Source organism: Kitasatospora sp. NPDC049285 (assembly GCF_040678815.1).
Lineage (GTDB): Bacteria > Actinomycetota > Actinomycetes > Streptomycetales > Streptomycetaceae > Kitasatospora.
In genome coordinates, this window is the sequence record NZ_JBFAQR010000004.1 from 147292 (window position 1) to 165568 (window position 18277).

Genomic DNA, 18277 nt, shown 5'->3' on the forward strand with positions numbered 1-18277 from the left:
GCTCCCGTCCACCGTCCAGCCTGCGCATCCGAGTCCTTGCCCCGTCGCGTCCGTCCGCCCGCCCCCCGGCAGCATCCGACGGTTCGGGGTGACTGGCCGTCATTCCTTGCTCTCCGTACAGCCGTTACCGGATTCGGCACCGCCGGTGAACAGCGCCCGGTAGGCCGGGTCACGCCAGAGGCGGTGGTGCGGGGCCGCGGCGCGCAGGCGTCCGCCGTCGAGCCAGGCGACCAGGTCGGCGTGGGCGGCGACGGCGGCGCTGCGGGTGGTGCTGAGGCGGGTCCGGCCGGCGGTGTGGGCGGCGAGGGTGTCCAGGACGGCGGTCTCGGTGGCCCGGTCGAGGGCGGCGGTGGCGTCGTCGAGCACCAGGAGGCGGAAGTCGCGGCACAACGCGCGGGCCAAGCCGACGCGTTGGCGCTCTCCCCCGGACATCGGCGCGTCGTCCAGCGGTGTGCGGTACCCGGCGGGCAGCCGTCGCAGGTGGGTATCGGCGCCCGCGGCGCGGGCCGCGTCGGCGATCCGCGCGTCGGGGATGCCGTCCTGACCGGCCGTCAGCGCCTCGGCGACGGTGGCGCCGAACAGCACGGGATCGCCGAAGGCGGTGGCGACGGCGGCTCGCAGGGCTTCCGGGTGGAGCGTGGCGAGGTCGGCGCCGTCCAGGGCCACCTCCCCGGTGTCGGGGCGGTCCAGTCCGGCGGCGAGGGATGCCACCGCGGCGGTCGCGGCATCGTCCGCGCCGACCACCGCCGTCCAGCGGCCCGCCGGGATCGTCAGGTCGAGCCCGTCGAGCAGCGGGCGGTCGCCGGTCCGCTTGCCGACACCGTGGAACCGCAGGCCGCCGTGGCCGTCCGGCAGCGGCAGCGTGCCCGGCGCGGCAACAGCCAGATCGAGCAGCGCGGCGGTCCGCGCCGCGCCGGACCGTGCCCGGGCCAGGTCGAGCAGGCTCTGGGCCGCACCGAAGCCGCCCAGGCCGAGGGTGGCGTACGCGGCGGCAGCGGCGAGTCCGCCGGGGCTGAGCCGGCCCGCGGCGAGTTCGGCGCCCGCGGCGGTCAGGACCGCCAGCTGGGTGGCGGGGGCGAGCAGGCCGACGGACCAGGCCGCATCGCGCTGACTGCGCCACAGTCCGTGGCCGTGGCGGGCCAGTTCGGGCAGCGGGTGCAGGATCCGGGCGAGTTCGGCGCGTTCGGTCCCGGCGGCGGCGATGCTGCGGCCGCCGGTCATCGCCTCCACCAGCCGGGTGGTGATCGCCGCCTGCGCGACCTGGTAGGCCTCGCCGTGGCCGGCGGTCCGGGCGCTCTGACGGCGGATCAGCAGCCATCCGGCGGGCGCGGCGAGGACGAAGGCCAGCGCGGGCAGCGGTGACAGCAGGGCCAGCCCGGTCACCGCGGCGGCGGCCGTGACGAGTTGGGCGGCGGTGTAGACGAGTGCGGGGCCGGCCAGCGCGGCCTGCGGGGCGCTGGCGGTCAGCCGGGCGGCGAGGTCTCCGGCCGGGCGGGCGGGTGCGCCCGGGCCCGCGGCGACGACCCGGCGGACCAGGTCGGAGCGCAGCCGGGCCGTCGTGTCGGCCGCGCCGCGCGGCCCGGCGTACTGCGCCCCGGCTTCGGCGACGGCGAGCAGGCCGACCAGTGCCAGCAGGGGCGTCACGCCGGCCGCCCCGCCGCCGGTCAGCATCCGGTCGACCGCCCGGGCGAGCACGGCGGGCAGCAGCAGGGTGGCCGTGGTGCTCGCCGCGACGGCGAGGGCCAGCGCGACGGTCCAGCGCCGCCCCCGGACGAGGACGGCGCGCAGCGGGCGGCGGCCGGGGACGGGACGGTCGGCGGGCACGGGCGCTCCCAGGTGTGGTGCGGCACGGTCGCCGATGCGCGGCGGCGCGGACGGCGGGCGGGCATGAGGGTGCCGGCCGTGCGGCGGACCGCACGGCCGGCGGGGTGCTCAGAGGCAGAGCAGGGTGCTGACGGTGCTGTTGGTGCAGTTGACCGCGCTCAGGGAGCTGAGGACCGAGCGGAACTCGGTGGTCTCCTCGGGGGTCTCCAGCGCCTGCAGGCTGAGGATCGCCATGGCTTTCTCCTTCTCTTCCCGGGTGGTGCGGTGGGTTTCCCGGCGGTCGCCGGAACTCGGGGGCGGCGGGTGGTCCCGGCCGCGGTGGGCGCCCTGGGGGTCGGGGAGCGGCGAGGCTCCTCGGTGCCGGGGCGGGGTGGTGGGCTCAGGCCGGGCCTGCGGGCCAGAACGGCAGTGGCGAGGTGCCGTCGAAGACCGCGGCGAGTGCGGTGAGCACTCCGGCGGTGCCGGTCGCCAGGTCCATGGAGAGCCGGAGCAGTTGTTCGCCGGGGAAGGCCGGCCGCCCGTGGTGGGGCAGCACGTGCCAGGCCAGTCGCCGGATGTGACGGCGGATCAGCTGCGCATCGTGCTCGGCGGGGCGGGAGTCCCTGGCGAGCAGGGCGATCAGTCCGGCGCGGCCGTTGAACAGGCCCGGCTGGACGATGAACTCCGGTGCGGCGGCGGCGCGGATCAGGGCCAGCTGTTCGGCGAGTTCGGGGTCGGGCCGGTGGCGCAGGTAGGCGGCCAGGACGACGGCGATGCCCGCGCTGCCGGACTCCAGGTAGGGCAGCACCCGGGTGCCGTCGTCGACCTGCAGGGTGCCGTCCTCGGCGACCACGCAGCGGGCCAGGTCACGTTCGAGGGCGGTGCGGGCGAGGTCGAGCAGCGCGGGCTCGGCGGTCTGCTCGAACAGGTCGAGCAGCAGCAGGGCGGTTCCGCTGGCGCCGTGCAGGAGTCCGGTGCGGGCGCCCGCCGGGCCGGTCCCGTACAGGTCGAGCCGGGTGACGGCGCGGTCGGCGCTCTCGGCGGCCGCGGCGAGCAGGGTGCGGTCGCCGGTGGCCCGGGCGAAGTGCAGCTGGGCCAGGCCGATGCCCGCCAGTCCCGCGGACAGGTCGGCCCCGTACCCGTCCTGCTCGTCCTTGCCCAGCCGTTCCAGCAGGTCGAGGGCGGCCGGGCGGTGTCCGAGGCGGTCCAGGACGACGGCGGTGCCGTGCGCTCCCACGAACAGTCCGGGCCGGCAGGGTTGGCGTTCGACGGCGTCCAGCAGCCAGCGCACGTGCGCCGGGTCGGGCGTCGCGCCGACGGTGTGCAGGGCCCAGAGGACGCCGGCCGCGCCGTAGGACAGGCCGAGGCCGTCGTGGGTGAACTGCGCGGGGTCGCCGGGGAACAGCCGGTCGGCGCGTTCGGGGGTGGCGGTCGAGGTGATCGCGCCGACCAACCCGTCGCGCAGCCGCGGCCAGCTGTCGGGGTCGCCGTCGAACAGCGCCTCGACGGCCGACGGCGCGGTCTCGCCGCTCCCCTCGGCACCTGCCGTGCCGTTGGTGGCGGCGAGTGGCGCGGTCCGGCCGGGCAGGCGGGTCGCGGGCAGGTAGGTCGCGGGCAGGGCGAAGCGGGCGCGGGCCGCACGGACCAGGCTCCGGCCCTTGCCGGGGTGCAGCGAGGTCAGTGGCAGCAGCGGCATGAAGGCCCACAGGCGCAGGGCGTCGAGCGCGTGCTCGTCGACCGCGAACCCGGTCAGTCCGGCGGGTGCCGCGAAGCCCGCGGCGCCCAGCGCCGGGCGGACGAAGTCCGTGACGGGAGAGGAGAGTTCGAAGTCGACGAAGGCGACGGTGCCGTCCGGCCGGACGATCAGGTTGCGCGGGTGGAGGTCGCCGAAGACGATCCCGCGCTCGTGGATGGCGCGCAGTCCGCGTTCGACGGCGTCCAGCACCGCGAGGGCCTCCTCGCGGTACGCCGCGACGGCGTCGTCGTCGACGTCGGGGTGGATCAGCGGGTAGCGGCGGCCGAACCAGTGGTGCAGGCCCTCGCCCTCGACGTACTCCTGCACCAGGAACCGGTGTTCCCACGCCGTCAGGTCGCCGAGCACCGCGGGCACCGCGTCGACTCCGGCCAGCGCCTCCAGCACCTGCCGCTCGCGGCCGAGCCGCTGCACGGCGTCCTCGCCGCGCTGGTCGAGGCCGGCGTACGGGCGGGCTTCCTTGAGCACCACCTGCGCACCGCCGCCGGACGGCCGGGCCAGGTAGATCCCGCCGCCGTTGGAGAAGTGCAGGGCGCGCTCCACCGTGTACGGGAACGCGTCGACGCTGTTCCCGCCCGCCCCGGCCAGGGCCTCGGCGAGCACGGCGGGCCGCGGTGCCCAGTCCGGCACCTCGAACACGGCGCGGCGCACGTCGGGGCGCAGCCGTCCGGTGGGTTCGCGGAAGGCGAGGACCAGTTCGCCCTCCTCGTTGCGGCAGAACTGCTCGGTGAACGCGCCGTACCGCAGGTGGAGCGGGCCGTTGCGCCAGCGCAGGTCGCTGAGGATGTACGGGCCCGGCGCGCCGTCGAGGGCGGTGTCGAGGTCGGTGAGACATCGTTCCAGCTGCGTGTCGTCGAGGGGGTAGAGCGTCATGAACTTGCCGCTGGAGCCGCGCGAGGCGTACTTGGCGTTCTGCGTCTGCACCAGGGCCGGGCTGCGCAGGAACTTGAACGGCACGCCGTGTTCGAAGCAGTAGGCGCGCACTGTGTCGAGGATCTGCGACGCGTTGTGCAGCCCGGCGCTGACGTGGATCTTCCAGCCCTGGTCGGGCAGCGGGGCGGTCGGCTGGTATCCGGCCCACACCTCGCGCAGGCTGCGGGTCCAGCCGTCCGGTACGGGTTCGGCGACCGCGGGGTACTCGTCGCGGGCCGCCCACTGGACCGGGGAGTCGTAGAAGACCGGATCGGCGTAGGAGTACGCCTCGTAGCGCATGTCCATCGGATCGCTCCATGGCGTGTCGCGGAAGGGAGGACGGTGCCCCTGGCCTGCGGCCGGGAGTGCCGGCCGGGCCTGGTTGGCTGCCCACCGAGAGTCTGCGGTGGGCGGCGCGCGGGGTGCCAGGGCATTCGGAGCGGTTGTCCGGAATCGGCGGGCGCACAGCGGTCGCATGCCCGATCAGGCCGTTCACCTGGGAAGATCACTCCTGGTGATCGCTGCGGGCGGTACCGGCACACCACAGGGGCCGCTCGGCTCCGTCGCTCACCCGGTCGGCCTCGCACTCTTGGCGGAGCGCACAGGGTGCGGGCCGAGCTTCCGGCCGGGAGCCCGGTGTCCGGTATCCGACCGGCGCACCGGCAGCGCGTACCGGACACCGCACAGCCGGACAGCCGGGTGTCGCGCACCGTGCGCCCCGCGGATTGGTCAACTGGCCTGAATGGGAAGAGATTTGATGGTCCATCAGGACCGGCGGGCGGCTCGCGAAGCGGGGGGGGCGGCCACCCCCGCCCCGTCGGCGTCCCGGGGCGGGCCGCAGGCGCCGCCGGATCGGATCGCAGGCGAAGTTATGCTGGGCGTCGTCACAGCTCAGCCGCTTCCGGGGGGACCCTTGCCACGCCGCTCGTTCCGCCTGCCCTGGCCGGGCCGGCGCCGTTGGTGGGTGGCTGTCGTGGCGGTGGTGCTGTTGCTCGCCCTGCTGCCGGTCTTCCGCGCGGGCGGGCGGGACGCGGCGGACGGCCCGCGGTTGACGGTGGCGACCTGGAACATGTGCGGGGTGCTCGACTGGGGCTGCGCGGAGTTCGGCGACGGCGCGGCGAAGACGTCCGCCCTGGTGGGGCTGGTGCACGGGCGCGGCGCACGGGTGGTGCTTCTGCAGGAGGCCTGCGCGGGCGACGTGGAGGCGGCCCGGCAGGCGCTCGGCGCGACCGCGTGGCAGCTGGCCTTCCAGCCGTACGAGCAGGTGGGCGCGGACGGTCGGCGCTCGCCGGTGGCGTGCGGCGGCGGGGCGGAGCGCGGGGACGCCGGGTTCGGGATCCTGGCGAACGCGGAGCTGTCCGGTCAGGTCGTGGTGCCGGCCGCGCAGCCGACGTCCGGTCTTCAGCGCGGCGTCCTGTGCGCGACGGCGGGCGCGGACCTGCGGGTGTGTGCGGCGCACCTGTCGCTGCCGCCGTCCGACCGCTCGCGCCGCGACCTGGAGTTCCGGGACGACCAGTTGGCGGCCCTGCTGACCGCGGCGGGCGACGGTCCGGCGGTCTTCGGCGGGGACTTCAACGCCTCACCGCCGAAGCCGGGCAACAAGGACGCCTGGATCTGGCCCGCCGCCTACTTCGACCGCGTCCAGGAGTGCGACCAGCAGCACCCGGCGCAGCCGGGCGGGCGGGCCACCCACGACAACGGACTGAAGCTCGACTACCTCTTCACGGCCCTCCCCCGGCACGGCTGCCGGCTCGCCGACACCGGGGTGTCGGACCACCGGGCGCTGGTGCTCGAGGTATCCGCCGCGCTCTGACGGGCCGTCCTCCCGACGGGCCGTCAGGTGCCGTACCGGGCGCGGAGGCGCTCGTCGCGGGCGAGGACACCGGCGACGGTGAAGGTGACCCGGGCGGGTTCGGAGGCGCGGTCGTCGGCGGTGACGGCGTAGGCCTCGACGGTGTGTTCGCCGCCGCGCCACTCCCAGGCGGGCTGCCAGGTCCAGTGGCCTTCGGGGGTGACGGGGGTGGCGCCGAGGGAGCGGCCCTGGACGGCGAACTCGACCCGGGCGGCGCCGGGCGCGGCGCCGGTGAGGGCGACCGCGGGTCCGGCGACCAGGCTCTGGTCGGCGGGTTCGGCGATGGCGGGGGCGGGCAGCGGCGGCCGGGGCGGGGTGACGGTGAGGGTGACCTGGGTGCGCGGGCTCTGGTTGCCGTCGGCGTCGACGCCGAAGATCTTGAAGGTGTACTCGCCGGCCTCCCAGGGCTGGCTGAACCGCCGGGTCCAGCTGCCGTCGGCGGCGACCGGCGGGGAGCCCATGTACTTGCCGTTCAGCCACATGCTGACCCGGACCGCGCCGGGGGCCCGGCCAGCGAGCGCGACGGCGTCGCCGGGGACGGTCCGGCCGGGGGCGGGGTGGACGACCTGCGGGCGGGGGAAGCGCTCGGTGGCGGCGAGGAAGGCGTCGATGCCGGCGGTGTCGCGGTCGGGCTGCTCGCCGCCGGCCCGGGCCAGGCCGAACTGCGGGGTGAGGCCGGCCACCAGCAGGTTGAGCAGGCCGAGGACGGCGGGCAGGGTGTGGGCGGTGACCTTGTCGTGGCCGGTGATCTGCGGGGAGTCGTTGTAGAGGACGTTGAAGTGCGGGTAGTCGCGGAACCCGGCGAGGTATGGGGCGACCTGGGTGGTGTAGTGCTCGTCCTGCGGGGAGGTGACCAGGTAGATCCGGGTCTGCCGGTGCGGGCTGGTGGCGACCAGCTGCGGCATCAGCGCGTCGAGCACGGCGACCTTCTCGGGCGTGGGCTGACCCATCATCAGCTGGGCGGCCTCGGGGCGGCGTTCGTGCAGCGCGGTACCGATCCGGAACTGCGGGACGATCGACAGCACGTTGCCGTAGCCGTGGCGCAGGCCGAAGTGGAGCGCCGCGGTGCCGCCCTTGGAGCCGCCGAACATGGTGCACTGCTCGGGGCCGAGGCCGAGCGCCCCGGCGACCTTGGCGATCAGCGCGGCGACGGCCTGCTCGACGGCGAAGTCCATGTCCTTGCACAGGTAGTAGGCGTTGCCGCCGTCGAACAGGTCGCGGATCCACAGGATGTTGGCGCGGACCCGGTCGAGCACGCCGTTGGAGAAGCCGTACTCCTCCGGGGCGGAGAAGTTCGCGAACACCACGACCAGGTGGCGGGTGCCGTGCCTGGCGTGGCTGAACCGGTACTCGACGGGGACCGGGCCGCTGGTGTCGACGCCTTCCAGCACGGTCCGGGCGGGACGGGCGGGGCGGGCGGGGCGGGCCGCTTCGGCCATGGTGTCAGTCCGTTCCTCGGCGCATCAGTTGCAGGTCGCGCAGCCGGGCGGCGGCTGCGTCGGACTCGCGGGGGGTGGTCAGTTCGGCGGGCAGCGGCCACGGGATGCCCTCGAAGGTGTCGAGGGGTTCCGGGGCGGCGGGCGCGGCCGGGGCGGGGACGGGTCCGACGGGATCGAGGTCGCCGCCGGCGGTGAGCGTGGTGTCGACCAGCCGGGCGGAGGCGTAGCCGTCGTCGAGGTCGCAGAAGGCGTCCTGGAAGCGGCGGTAGCGCTCGGCGTAGCTGCGCCGGACCAGGTCGACCTCGCGGATCGCGGTGACCAGGTCGGCGGAGTCGTGCAGCAGCGGGCCGGGGGCGCTGCGTTCGAAGTCGAAGTAGAAGCCGCGCAGGGTGTCCCGGTAGTGCGCCAGGTCGTAGGTGAAGAACAGGATCGGGCGGCCGGTGTTGACGTAGTCGAACATCAGGGACGAGTAGTCGGTGACCATCACGTCGGTGATCAGCGACAGGTCGGCCATGTCGGGGTAGTCGGAGACGTCGTGGACGAAGCCGTCGCCGGCCCGCGGGACGGGGTCGACCACGTTGGGGTGGCGGCGGACCAGCAGGACGTGGTCCTCGCCGAGCCGGGCGCGGGCGTCGTCGAGGTCGATCCGGAAGTCGAACTTGTACCGGCCGGGGGCGTAGTACTGGTCGTCGCGCCAGGTGGGGGCGTACAGCACGACGCGCTTGCCGTCGGGAACGCCGATCCGGCGGCGGATCTCGGCGGCGCGGCGGGCGGTGTCGGGGCGGCGCAGCACGTCGTTACGGGGGTAGCCGCACTCGACGAGTTCGCCGGGGAAGCGGAAGGCGCGCTTGAGGATGGGCGTGGAGAAGCTGTTCGGGGAGACCAGCAGGTCCCAGTTCTCGACCTCGGTCTCCAGCCGTTCCAGGTAGCGCTGGTCGGCGAAGTGGACGGCCTCGATGTCGTGGCCGATCTTCTTCAGCGGAGTGCCGTGCCAGGTCTGCACGACGACCTGGCCGGGGCGCTTGCGGAACCAGTCGGGCAGGTGGTTGTTGGCGACGACGTAGCGGGAGGTGGCGAGCGCCTCGTACCACTCGGGCGACCACATCCGCACGGCGCGCGCGGTGGGCGGCACGTCGACCTGGTCGTCCTTGACCACCCACAGGTGTTCCAGCGGGAGTTGACGCCGGATCAGTTCCTCGTGGACGGCGCGCGGGCTGTCCGAGTACTGGGTGCCCTTGAAGGCGTCGAACAGCACGGTGGGGCGGACCGGGCGCTGCCGGGCGGCGGGGTACGCCTTGGTGCGCAGCAGCTTCTGCCGGTAGGGGCCGCGGGCGTGATCGGGCATCGCGGAGTGCACCTGGAGGGAGAGCCGGTCGTAGCTCTCGGCCTGGAGTTCATAGCGCCGTTGGTCGGCTTCGTGGTCCTGCGGCAGGGTCGGGACGGCGGCCTGGTCGAGTTTGAGCATCAGGTCGGGGAGCCGGTCGGCGGGGGCGACCGGGGCGGGGTCCTGGCGGCGCAGGTAGAGGTCCCAGCGTCCGGCGGCGAGCGGGACGGTGCCGGCCAGGGTGCGGATCCGGGCGGGGGCGAACGCGGCACGGAAGTACTCGCCGCGCCACTCCAGCGGGACGGCGCGCTCGGCGCCCTGGGCACGGGAGCGCAGCATCAGGTGGGCTTCGCGGCGCTGGGCGGGCGGCATCAGGCGGACGGCGGGGTGGCGGCCGACGATCTCCAGGGTGCCGTCCTCGTCCCAGCCGGAGCGGGTGACCAGCGGGAGCGCGGCGCGTTCGAACAGCACCAGGTAGCCGGAGCCGTTGCGGTGGACCACGAGTTCGCGGTCGCCGTCGGCGGTCTGCAGCGCGTCGGGCATCCGGTGGTGGCCGTCGGGGGTGTCCTCGGCCATCACCGGGTACATCGTCATGCTGCGTCCGGCGACGTGGAAGGTGGTCTTCCAGCCGTTGGCGCCGAGTTCCCAGGAGCTGGGCACCGCGCCGTCGGGGTCGTCGGCTGGCGCGGCCCGGTGGGCGGGGACGAGGGCGCGCAGCGGCACCCGGCTGGTGAAGGTGCACCAGCCCTCGCCGCCCGCGGTGAACTGGACGGGGGCCTGCTGTCGGCCGCCGCCGCCGAGGCTGACCAGTTGCAGCCGGCCGGATTCGGGGACGGTGGGCCCGAGGTAGACGCCGCGCAGTTCGAGGTGGCCGCCGGTGACGCGGTGTCCGGTGATCCGGCAGCGGACCACCTCGACCCGCAGCTTGAGCCGGTTCTGCACGAACAGCGGCAGCACCCGGGTGTTCTTGGCGACGTACCGGTAGGGCGGGTTGGCGGCGGTGCCGACGCTGCCGCGGTCGAGGCCGCGGTAGCGGAACAGGCCGCGGCTGAGCACGCCGGCCGCGACGTCCCAGGTGCCCTCGACCCATTCGCCCTTCTGCTTGAGGCGGTTGGTGTCGATGGCGGCGGTGAAGCCGGCCCAGTCGTAGCAGTACCGGTTCTGGTTGGAGTGCTCGGTGGCGTGCGGGGCGTAGACGGTCCGGGCGGGGACCAGCAGCATCCGGTCCTGCTTCTTGTTGCGCAGGGCCAGCGCCTTGACCGACATGTGCCGCTTGTGGACGTTGATGAACCGGATGTAGGCGTTCCCGCTGATCGTCAACTGCTCGCCGTCCCAGTGCACTTCGCCGACCGAGCCGTGCAGGGACAGCTCCTTGCCGAGCCGGTACGCCTTGCGGCCGATGCCGACGGCGCGGTCGCCGAGGTGCGGGTACTTGAGGTACCGGCGCAGTCGGCGCTGGACCGGGATCGGGCCGCCGCGGCGTTCGAACTCGAGCACTTCGAGGAGTTCCTTGAGCCGCCGGCCCCGCACCAGCAGCCACTTGACCCGGGCTTCGGCGGGCAGTTCGCCGATCAGGTCGTCGCCGGCCTCGTCGAGGAAGTCGTTGGCCCACTCCAGGAAGGCGTGGTGGTACTCCTCCTCGGCGTCGGGCAGCACCTTCAGGTGGAGCATCAGGTCGGACTTGAGGCAGGCCAGGTCGTACTGGCGCTTGGAGTCGGCGAAGCGCTTGGAGCGGTGCGAGCCGAGGAAGCGGCTGACCGACTGCACGGCGGCGACCCGGTCGCGCAGGTTTTCGAGTTCGTGGTGGCGCTGGGTGATGGAGGGCGCGGCGCCGGCCTCGCGGCGCCGCCAGTAGTAGACGACGTCGGTGAGGACATCGACCTTGGCGGCCCGGAAGTGCGCGAACATGTTGACCCAGGAGTCCTCGTAGAGGACGCCTTCCGGGAACTCGATGTAGTGGTGGTCCCAGAAGGTGCGCCGGAACAGCTTGTTCCACACCGTGCGGTCGTAGATGAGTTCCGCGAAGTCGGTGATGTGGGTGCCGCGCCGGTTGGCCCGCATCGGCCCCCGGTGCAGCGGGGACTGCCACTTCTTGGTGGAGTTCATCATCTGCACGTTGCCGGAGACGAAGTCCGAGCCGGACTCCTCCAGGCTCTGCAGCAGGATCTCGTAGGCGTGCTCCGGGAGGACGTCGTCGCCGTCGACGAACGCCAGGAACTCGCCCCGCGGGTGCATGGCGCGCAGCCCGGTGTTGCGGGCGTGGCCGGGGCCGTGGGGCTGCTGGCGGATCAGCCGGAACCGCGGGTCGCGTTCGCACCGGGCGCGGGCGATCTCGGTGGACCGGTCGGTCGAGCCGTCGTCGACCAGGATCACCTCGAAGTCGCGGAAGGACTGCCGGGCGATGGACTCCAGGCATTCCTCGAGATAGGTCTCGACGTCCTGGAACGGCACGACGACGCTGAGCCGCGGACGGTGCGCCTGCAACGGATCCTCCCTGCTTGGTCCGGCCTACTTGGTCCGGCCTGCTTGGTTCGGCCTGGTGTGAACGCGGCGTGAAGGTGCGTCAGCCGCGCTTCGCCGCCGCCGGGATCGGCCCGTTCTCCCGCAGCGCCTGCCACAGCCGTCTGGCGGCGGGCTCGTCGGCCACCACCCGGTTCGGGTCGATCCGGTCGGCGACCACGGGCAGCATCAGGGTCTGCATGCGGTCCGCGCGAAGGCCCTTCATGCTCTGTGCGAAGGTCGCCAGGCTCGGCAGCGAGCCCAGGTCGGAGTCGGTGGTCAGCGCCTTGGTGGCGGCGTCCACCACCCCGTAGAGCTTGGTCGGGCTGGACAGGGTGCCCTGCCGCTGGAGTTGGGAGAGCACCGCGAGCAGGAACTTCTGCTGCAGCCCGATCCGGCCCAGGTCGCTGCCGTCGCCTATGCCGTGGCGGGTGCGCACGAACGCGAGCGCCTGGGTGCCGTCCAGGGTGTGGGTGCCGGCCGCCAGGTGCAGCCCGCTGTACTTGTCGTCGATCGGCTTGTCGACGGTGACGTCCACCCCACCCATCGCGTCGACGAGTTCCTTGAACCCGGCGAAGTCGATCTCCACGTAGTGGTTCATCCGCAGCCCGGTCATCGACTCGACGGTCTTCACCACGCAGGCGGGGCCGCCGCCGGTGTAGATCGAGTTGAACATCACCCGGGGCGCGGCCGGCAGTTGCCTGCCGGTGCCGGAGGTGCAGGCCGGGCGGGCGACCATGGTGTCGCGCGGGATGCTCACCACGGTGGCCTCGGCCCGGCCCTGGGGTATGTGCACCACCATCGCGGTGTCCGAGCGCGCGGTGCCGCCGACGTCGCCGCCGGCCAGGTCGCCGTTGTCGCCGGAGCGGGAGTCCGAGCCGAGCACCAGGATGTCCTGCGCCCCGGCCGGCAGCGGCGCCGGCCGGTCCTCGCCCAGCGCCTGGTGCAGGTCGACGGTGTCGAGGTTGCCCTCCAGGTGCCGGTACGTCCACAGCGCGGCGCCGCCGCCGGCCAGCCCGAGCGCCGCCACCACGGCCACACCGGTCAGCAGGATCTTCCTGCCCCGGCGGCGGCGCGGCCGGACGTCGGCCGCCATGTCGTCACTGAGCGCCATGCTGTGCGAGTCCTCCCTGGATCCGGCACTGGTGCGTGCCCGGACCGACACATGCTCTCATGCGGAATTTCCCCTTCCTTCACCTGTTCGATCACGGACCTATACCAGTTCTTTGCGTTTCCATTCCCTAACGCTCCGTCACCGACCGGCTCCGTTCGGATCCCGCCGGCAGCCCGTGCCCGCTGCCGGGGCGAAGGTCCACCGCGCCCGGCTCGAGCCGCTCCCCGTACGGCAGACTGACCGTCATGCCCGCCGATCCCGAGGCCGTCGCCGCAAGCTCGCTCGCCGCCGAACTCGCCGCCACCGCCGCCGCTTCGGGCCTGCGCCTGCCCGAACCGTCCTCGGCGGCGGCGGACCGGATCGTCACCTTCGGCGACGACCCCGCCGACACCTTCGGCGACGCCCCCGCCGAACACGACACCGACCGCTCCCGGGCCGTGGTGATCGGCCGTCACCGCACCGGCAGTTACCACGTCCGGCTCTCCCGGCACGGCGCGATGCTCGCCCACGGCACCACCCCCGATCTGGCCGCGATCACCGCCGCGGTGGCCGCCTGGACCTCGGGCGCCGACCTCGACCGGACCGGCCGGGCCGCCCCGTTCCTGCGCATCCCCGACTGGGCCCGGGCCCACGAGCGCGAACGGCTCGACCCGGTCGAACTGGCCTGGCGCCAGGACCTCACCCGCTGCGAGGTGGTCGGCAGCGGCTGGGACCGCTTCCCGGCCGCCCGCGCCCTGCTGGAGGCCGCCTTCGCCGAGCCGACGCTGCGTCAACTGAGACCCGTGCACAGCCACTTCTCGCTCTGGTTCTCCAACACCGCCGACCACCCCTACCGGCACGTCGGCCTCACCGCCGAGCCGCTGCCCGACGGCCGCTACCGGCTCCACTCGCGCTCCACCGAGGACGAGGCCGAGGAGGTCGCCGACGCCGCCACGGCGGTGGCCCGCCTCCTCGCCGCCCTCCCCCCGGACCTCGGCCCGACTCGCTGAAACGCCGACTCTCCGGCCACCGCACCACGAGGGTCCGGCGCCGCCGCGCCGGGCGATCCCCGCGGTGGTGCCGCGGCGGCAGCCGGTCCGGCGGTACGTTGGGCGACGAGCCTGCACGGCCCTCCGTGCAGCAGGCCGGAGCCCCGGAGCACGGAAGGTGTCGAGCGCGCGTGGACGAGGTCGGCGTGGACGAGGTCGGCGTGACGAAGGTCAGCGGCACGGTCAGCACCGAGGAGGTCCTGGCGGCCATCGCCGACGGCGGGTTGGCCGACTGGCGCAAGCTCGCCCAGCCCCTTGCCGCCCGGTACCGGGTGCCCGGCGCGGTGGCCGGGGCGGCGTTCGTCGCCGCCGTCGCGGCGGCGGCCGAGGCCGCCGGACTCCAGCCCGAGCTGCGGCTCGGCGCCGGCTACGCGGAGGTGGCGCTGTCCACCGTGGACGCGGCCACCGGCGTCCGGGCCGTCACCGCCGCCGACCTGGCGCTGGCCCGCGAGGTCAGCCGGATCGCCGCCGACCACCGACTCACCGCCGTACCGGGCGAGTTGGCGCAGGTGGAGTTCGCCCTGGACACCGCCGACCAGACGACCGTCGGCCCGTTCTGGGCCGCCCTGCTCACCGGCGACGCCGCACACCACCACCCCGCGGACGACGCCGTGCTCGACCCCGGCAATCGCGTCCCCCCGGTCTGGTTCCAGGCCACCGAACCGCACCACCCACCGCGCCAGCGCTGGCACATCGACCTGTGGCTGGCCCCCGAAGTCGCCGACGCCCGCATCGCCGCGGCGATCGCCGCCGGCGGAACCGTGGTGGACGCCTCCCACGCGCCCTCCTTCACCGTCCTGGCCGACCCCGACGGCAACCGGGCCTGCGTCTGCACGGCACTGCGCCCCGGCTGAGGCGGCCGCTCCCCCGCCGTCCCCTCACTCACGCGACGGCGCGACGGTCCGGCTCCACGGTGTCCCCGGACGCCTCCCGATGCGCGGGGTTCTCCGGTCACTTCCATCTGACGACGCACCGGGCCCGGACGCGTTCGCCGTGGTGCCCGAGCACGTCCCGGTCCACACCTGGAACCTGTCCGGCTGCGCCACCGGCCACGCCCCGTCCGGGCGGCACCGCCACACCTTCGGCGGGGTCTCGGACGCGGCGTTCCGGCTGATCCCGCTACTGGAGGCAAAGCACTGGCCACGCCGACTGACGGCCCGTCAGGATGCGTCTCGCGCAGGTCAGACGACCGTACCCGCGTCAGTTCTCCTCGCGGCGCGGCCCGGCGCGGTGGCGGCCGCGGCGGGGGCTGGGCCGGGCAGTGGCCACGGCGGCGGCCAGCACCAAGGGCGTGAGCAGCAGAACCATGGTGAGGTGCATCGCGTTCCTCCTGATCGGGCAGATCGTCCGGTTCCCACCGATGCCGTTCCCGGGCGCACGGCGTCCATGTCGCGCGTCTCGCCGGATCACCCTCCAGGACCGCGAATCCCCCGCTCGGCGGGCCGCCGAACGAAGCTGACACTGCGCCCCCTGACCGGCGGGCGGGGCGGTAAAACCGTTCGTGTCACCCGGTCCTGACGTGCTTTCATGCGGGTCATGGGACACACCTTCGACGAACTGCTGGACGAGGCCGCGGCGGTCTCGGTGGACGGCTGGGACTTCTCCTGGCTCGACGGCCGGGCCACCGAGCAGCGCCCGTCCTGGGGGTACCAGCGGTTGCTGCGTCAGCGCCTCGCCGGCGCCACGGCCGCGCTGGACGTGCAGACCGGCGGGGGCGAGGTGCTGGCGGGCGCTCGCCCGGAGCGCTTCCCGCAGGTGATGGTCGCCACCGAGGGCTGGCCGCCGAACATCGCGAAGGCCACCGCACTGCTCCACCCGCTCGGCGCGGTCGTGGTCGCCAACGCGGAGGACGCGCCGCTCCCCTTCGCGGACGGCGCCTTCGACCTGGTCACCAGCCGTCATCCCGCGATCGTCGACTGGCCGGAGCTCGCCCGCGTCCTCGCCCCGGGCGGCACCTACTTCGCCCAGCACGTCGGCGACCGCACCAACGTCGAGACCAGTGAGTTCTTCCTCGGCCCGTTCGACGTCCCCGACGTCCGCGACCACGAGGTGGAGGCGGCCGCCGCCCGCGCCGCGGGGCTGGAGGTGGTGCAGTGCCGCAACGAGCGGCTGCGCCTGGAGTTCTTCGACGTCGGCGCGATGGTCTACTTCCTGCGCAAGGTGATCTGGTCGGTACCGGGCTTCACCGTCGACGCCTACCGCGACCGCCTGCGCGACCTGCACGAACTCATCGAGCGCGACGGCGCCTTCGTCTCCACCATGTCCCGCACCCTGTTCGAGGTCCGCAAGCCGAGCGTCTGAGCCGACGTCCGGTAGCCGTGCGGTCGCCGTGCGGTCGCCGTCCGGGCTCGGGTCGGACGACGGACGACGGACGGCGGGCGCGCGGCGAGCGTCAGAGCGTGGTGACCGCGAACACCCAGAGGTGGCGGGCCGGTTGGACCACCGCGTAGTGCGCGATCACCGTCTCCGTGGTGACCACCCGCACCGTGTCGTCCAGGTCGTACCGGTCCGCCTGCGGCCACGCCGCCGGGTTGTCCTGGGCCCGCAGCAGGGCGGCCCGCAGTTCCTCGCGCGCCGCGACCGGCAGTTCGGCGATCACCTCGGCCACCTGTTTGGCGATCCGCACCTCGTACCGGACGCTCACCGGCCGAAGACCTCGTCCAGGCCCAGCCCGCCGTCCATCGGCCGCCCCTCGGCCACCCACTGCTGGTACACGGGCGCAGCCAGCCGCCCGGCCCGCTCCGCCGCGCTGCTCCGCCGGTCCGCCTCGGCCAGCGCGGCCAGGTACTCGGCCGTGCTCATGCCCGCCTTCGCGGCGGTGGCCTCGACCCAGGCCGCAAGGCCGGCCTCCATCACCACCGGCTCCAGCTGACGCACAGTCATGGCACGGAGTCTATCCACCCACCCCCCACCCGAAACCGCCCCGCCCGCTCCCGCATCGGCAACCCCCTTCCCACCGGAGCCCGTCGAGCCGGGTCCGGCGATTTGCGGAGGCCCAGTAGGGGTGAACCCGATGGCGTCCCGGAGGCGGCAACGCCGCCCGCTCCGGCGAAGCCCCTACACCCCTGAGGCGACGTCAACTCCCGTTCTCCCGACCTACCGTCGTGGGCATGACCGGTATGCGTCGCACTGCCGCCGCCGCAGCCCTGCTGCTGGCCCTGCCCCTGTCCGTCGTCGCCACCACTCCGGCGCTGGCCGCGCCTTCGCCCGGCGCCGTCGCCACCGCGCCGAGCACGGCCACCGCATCGAGCACGGCCACCGCGCCGGAGGTCGACCACGCCGACCTGCCGCGCCCGACCGGCCGCTACGCCGTCGGCCGGGAGATCCTCCACCTCGTCGACCAGGACCGGCCCGACCCGTGGGTCCCGTCGGCGGGCCCGCGCCAGCTGATGGTGTCGATGTACTACCCCGCGAAGGCCGGGACGGGCGGGCCGGCCCCGTACATGACCCCCGAGGCCGCCCGCCTCATGCTGGACGGAAAGCTGCCGGGCAACACCATCCCCACCGAGGCGGTCACCGCGACCCGGACCTGGTCGGAGTCCGGCGCGCGCCCGGAGCACGGCCGGTTCCCGCTCGTGCTGCTCTCCCCCGGCTTCACCATGCCGCGCACCGAACTGACCAGCCTCGCCGAGGACCTGGCCAGCCGGGGGTACGTCGTCGCGCTCGTCGACCACACCTACGAGAACACCGGGACCACCTTCCCCGACGGGACGACGCTCCCCTGCGTCATCTGCGGCCGGTTCCCCGAGGGCGGTCCCGCGGCCGTGTCCGCGAGCCGCGCGAAGGACATGTCCTTCGTCCTCGACCGGCTGACCGCCCACCCCCACCCCGCCTGGCGCTATTCCCGGATGATCGACGACGACCGGATCGGCATGGCCGGGCACTCGCTCGGCGGCGCGGCGGCCGTCCCGGCCATGCTCACCGACGACCGGATCCTGGCCGGTGTGGACCTGGACGGCACCATGGACTACGAGGTGCCCGCCTCCGGGCTCGACGGCAAGCCGTTCATGATGATCGGCCACCCGCTGGGCGGCGACGAGGACCCCACCTGGACGGACAGCTGGGCCCACCTCGACGGCTGGAAGCGCTGGTTGACGGTCGCCGGCTCCAACCACGGGACCTTCACCGACATCCCGGTGTTCGCGGAGAAGTTCGACCTCCCCGTCCCTCCCGGCAGCACGCTCACCGCCCAGCGCTCGGTGCAGCTCACCCGCACGTACGTCGCGGCCTTCTTCGACCTGCACCTGAAGGGCATTCCGCAACCGATCCTCGACGGCCCGACCGCGAGCAACCCGGAGATCAGCTTCCACCCCTGACGACCCGTGCGGACTGGACTCTAGGCGTAGTCCGCGACGGGCTGGGCGAGTCCCGGGCCACCGGCGTGCGGTGACGGGACGTAGCCCTCGGGCGGCCGGGGCAGGGCCTGCAGGCAGGCCGCCGAGCAGGCGTTGACCAGGAGCGGCAGGACGTCGGTGGCGACGCGCAGCGAGATCCACGCCTGGTTCCTGCGCCATGGCGCCCACGATACGAGGACGCGAGCGGGCCGGATCACT

At 74.1% G+C, this 18277-nt stretch carries 14 protein-coding genes; 5 read left to right on the top strand and 9 right to left on the bottom strand.

What is annotated here, in order from left to right; genetic code table 11:
* Positions 1 to 99: 99 nt before the first annotated feature.
* The 3 genes from AB0K51_RS04840 to lanKC form a co-directional block, all read right to left on the bottom strand.
* The gene (locus tag AB0K51_RS04840) at positions 100 to 1824 is read right to left on the bottom strand and encodes an ABC transporter ATP-binding protein (protein WP_363450557.1); all 1725 of its coding nucleotides are present in this window, start codon (positions 1822 to 1824) and stop codon (positions 100 to 102) included.
* 108 nt (positions 1825 to 1932) lie between these two features.
* A complete protein-coding gene (locus AB0K51_RS04845; protein WP_363450559.1) occupies positions 1933 to 2058 on the bottom strand; it encodes a SapB/AmfS family lanthipeptide in 126 nt (41 codons plus the stop codon).
* Between the two features lie 145 nt (positions 2059 to 2203).
* A complete protein-coding gene (gene lanKC, locus AB0K51_RS04850) occupies positions 2204 to 4774 on the bottom strand; it encodes a class III lanthionine synthetase LanKC (RefSeq protein ID WP_363450561.1) in 2571 nt (856 codons plus the stop codon).
* Positions 4775 to 5432: 658 nt separating this feature from the next.
* Between lanKC and AB0K51_RS04855 the strand changes: the two genes are divergently transcribed.
* Positions 5433 to 6281, top strand: coding sequence for an endonuclease/exonuclease/phosphatase family protein (locus AB0K51_RS04855; RefSeq protein ID WP_363450563.1), 849 nt, complete (start codon positions 5433 to 5435; stop codon positions 6279 to 6281).
* A gap of 23 nt (positions 6282 to 6304) precedes the next feature.
* Here AB0K51_RS04855 and AB0K51_RS04860 read toward each other — a convergent pair whose 3' ends face one another.
* From AB0K51_RS04860 to AB0K51_RS04870, 3 genes are all read right to left on the bottom strand, one after another.
* Positions 6305 to 7759, bottom strand: a complete 1455-nt coding sequence (locus tag AB0K51_RS04860; protein ID WP_363450565.1) for a hypothetical protein — start codon at positions 7757 to 7759, stop codon at positions 6305 to 6307.
* Between the two features lie 4 nt (positions 7760 to 7763).
* Positions 7764 to 11567, bottom strand: a complete 3804-nt coding sequence (locus tag AB0K51_RS04865) for a bifunctional glycosyltransferase family 2 protein/CDP-glycerol:glycerophosphate glycerophosphotransferase (protein ID WP_363450567.1) — start codon at positions 11565 to 11567, stop codon at positions 7764 to 7766.
* Positions 11568 to 11646: 79 nt separating this feature from the next.
* Positions 11647 to 12696, bottom strand: coding sequence for an LCP family protein (locus AB0K51_RS04870; RefSeq protein ID WP_363450569.1), 1050 nt, complete (start codon positions 12694 to 12696; stop codon positions 11647 to 11649).
* Between the two features lie 245 nt (positions 12697 to 12941).
* Here AB0K51_RS04870 and AB0K51_RS04875 point away from each other — a divergent pair, with 245 nt between their 5' ends.
* The 3 genes from AB0K51_RS04875 to AB0K51_RS04885 all read left to right on the top strand — a co-directional run bounded on the left by AB0K51_RS04875 (position 12942) and on the right by AB0K51_RS04885 (position 16025).
* On the top strand, positions 12942 to 13685 hold the full coding sequence (locus AB0K51_RS04875) for a DUF6193 family natural product biosynthesis protein (protein ID WP_363450571.1): 744 nt from the start codon (positions 12942 to 12944) through the stop codon (positions 13683 to 13685).
* Between the two features lie 170 nt (positions 13686 to 13855).
* Entirely contained in the window at positions 13856 to 14578 is a 723-nt protein-coding gene (locus AB0K51_RS04880; RefSeq protein ID WP_363450573.1) for a VOC family protein, read from the top strand.
* Positions 14579 to 15260: 682 nt separating this feature from the next.
* Positions 15261 to 16025: a class I SAM-dependent methyltransferase gene (locus AB0K51_RS04885; protein ID WP_363450575.1), complete on the top strand. Its 765-nt coding sequence runs from the start codon at positions 15261 to 15263 to the stop codon at positions 16023 to 16025.
* A gap of 91 nt (positions 16026 to 16116) precedes the next feature.
* Here AB0K51_RS04885 and AB0K51_RS04890 read toward each other — a convergent pair whose 3' ends face one another.
* On the bottom strand, positions 16117 to 16368 hold the full coding sequence (locus AB0K51_RS04890) for a hypothetical protein (protein ID WP_363450577.1): 252 nt from the start codon (positions 16366 to 16368) through the stop codon (positions 16117 to 16119).
* Positions 16365 to 16607 carry a hypothetical protein gene (locus AB0K51_RS04895; RefSeq protein WP_363450579.1) on the bottom strand — a complete coding sequence of 81 codons (243 nt, stop codon included), beginning with the start codon at positions 16605 to 16607 and terminating at the stop codon, positions 16365 to 16367. The genes AB0K51_RS04890 and AB0K51_RS04895 overlap by 4 nt, the downstream gene beginning before the upstream one ends.
* A gap of 227 nt (positions 16608 to 16834) precedes the next feature.
* Here AB0K51_RS04895 and AB0K51_RS04900 point away from each other — a divergent pair, with 227 nt between their 5' ends.
* Positions 16835 to 18040 carry an alpha/beta hydrolase gene (locus AB0K51_RS04900; RefSeq protein WP_363450581.1) on the top strand — a complete coding sequence of 402 codons (1206 nt, stop codon included), beginning with the start codon at positions 16835 to 16837 and terminating at the stop codon, positions 18038 to 18040.
* A 20-nt stretch (positions 18041 to 18060) separates the two neighbouring features.
* On the opposite strand, the gene AB0K51_RS04905 is transcribed toward AB0K51_RS04900, so the two are convergent.
* Positions 18061 to 18276, bottom strand: a complete 216-nt coding sequence (locus tag AB0K51_RS04905) for a hypothetical protein (RefSeq protein ID WP_363450583.1) — start codon at positions 18274 to 18276, stop codon at positions 18061 to 18063.
* Position 18277: the final 1 nt, after the last annotated feature.

What these genes read in the sequence shown, in the direction of transcription:
- AB0K51_RS04895 (WP_363450579.1), bottom strand. Translation starts at nt 16,607, where the DNA reads ATGACTGTGCGTCAGCTGGAGCCGGTGGTGATGGAGGCCGGCCTTGCG.
- lanKC (WP_363450561.1), bottom strand. Translation starts at nt 4,774, where the DNA reads ATGGACATGCGCTACGAGGCGTACTCCTACGCCGATCCGGTCTTCTAC.
- AB0K51_RS04885 (WP_363450575.1), top strand. Translation starts at nt 15,261, where the DNA reads ATGGGACACACCTTCGACGAACTGCTGGACGAGGCCGCGGCGGTCTCG.
- AB0K51_RS04870 (WP_363450569.1), bottom strand. Translation starts at nt 12,696, where the DNA reads ATGGCGCTCAGTGACGACATGGCGGCCGACGTCCGGCCGCGCCGCCGC.
- AB0K51_RS04875 (WP_363450571.1), top strand. Translation starts at nt 12,942, where the DNA reads ATGCCCGCCGATCCCGAGGCCGTCGCCGCAAGCTCGCTCGCCGCCGAA.
- AB0K51_RS04860 (WP_363450565.1), bottom strand. Translation starts at nt 7,759, where the DNA reads ATGGCCGAAGCGGCCCGCCCCGCCCGCCCCGCCCGTCCCGCCCGGACC.
- AB0K51_RS04900 (WP_363450581.1), top strand. Translation starts at nt 16,835, where the DNA reads ATGACCGGTATGCGTCGCACTGCCGCCGCCGCAGCCCTGCTGCTGGCC.
- AB0K51_RS04845 (WP_363450559.1), bottom strand. Translation starts at nt 2,058, where the DNA reads ATGGCGATCCTCAGCCTGCAGGCGCTGGAGACCCCCGAGGAGACCACC.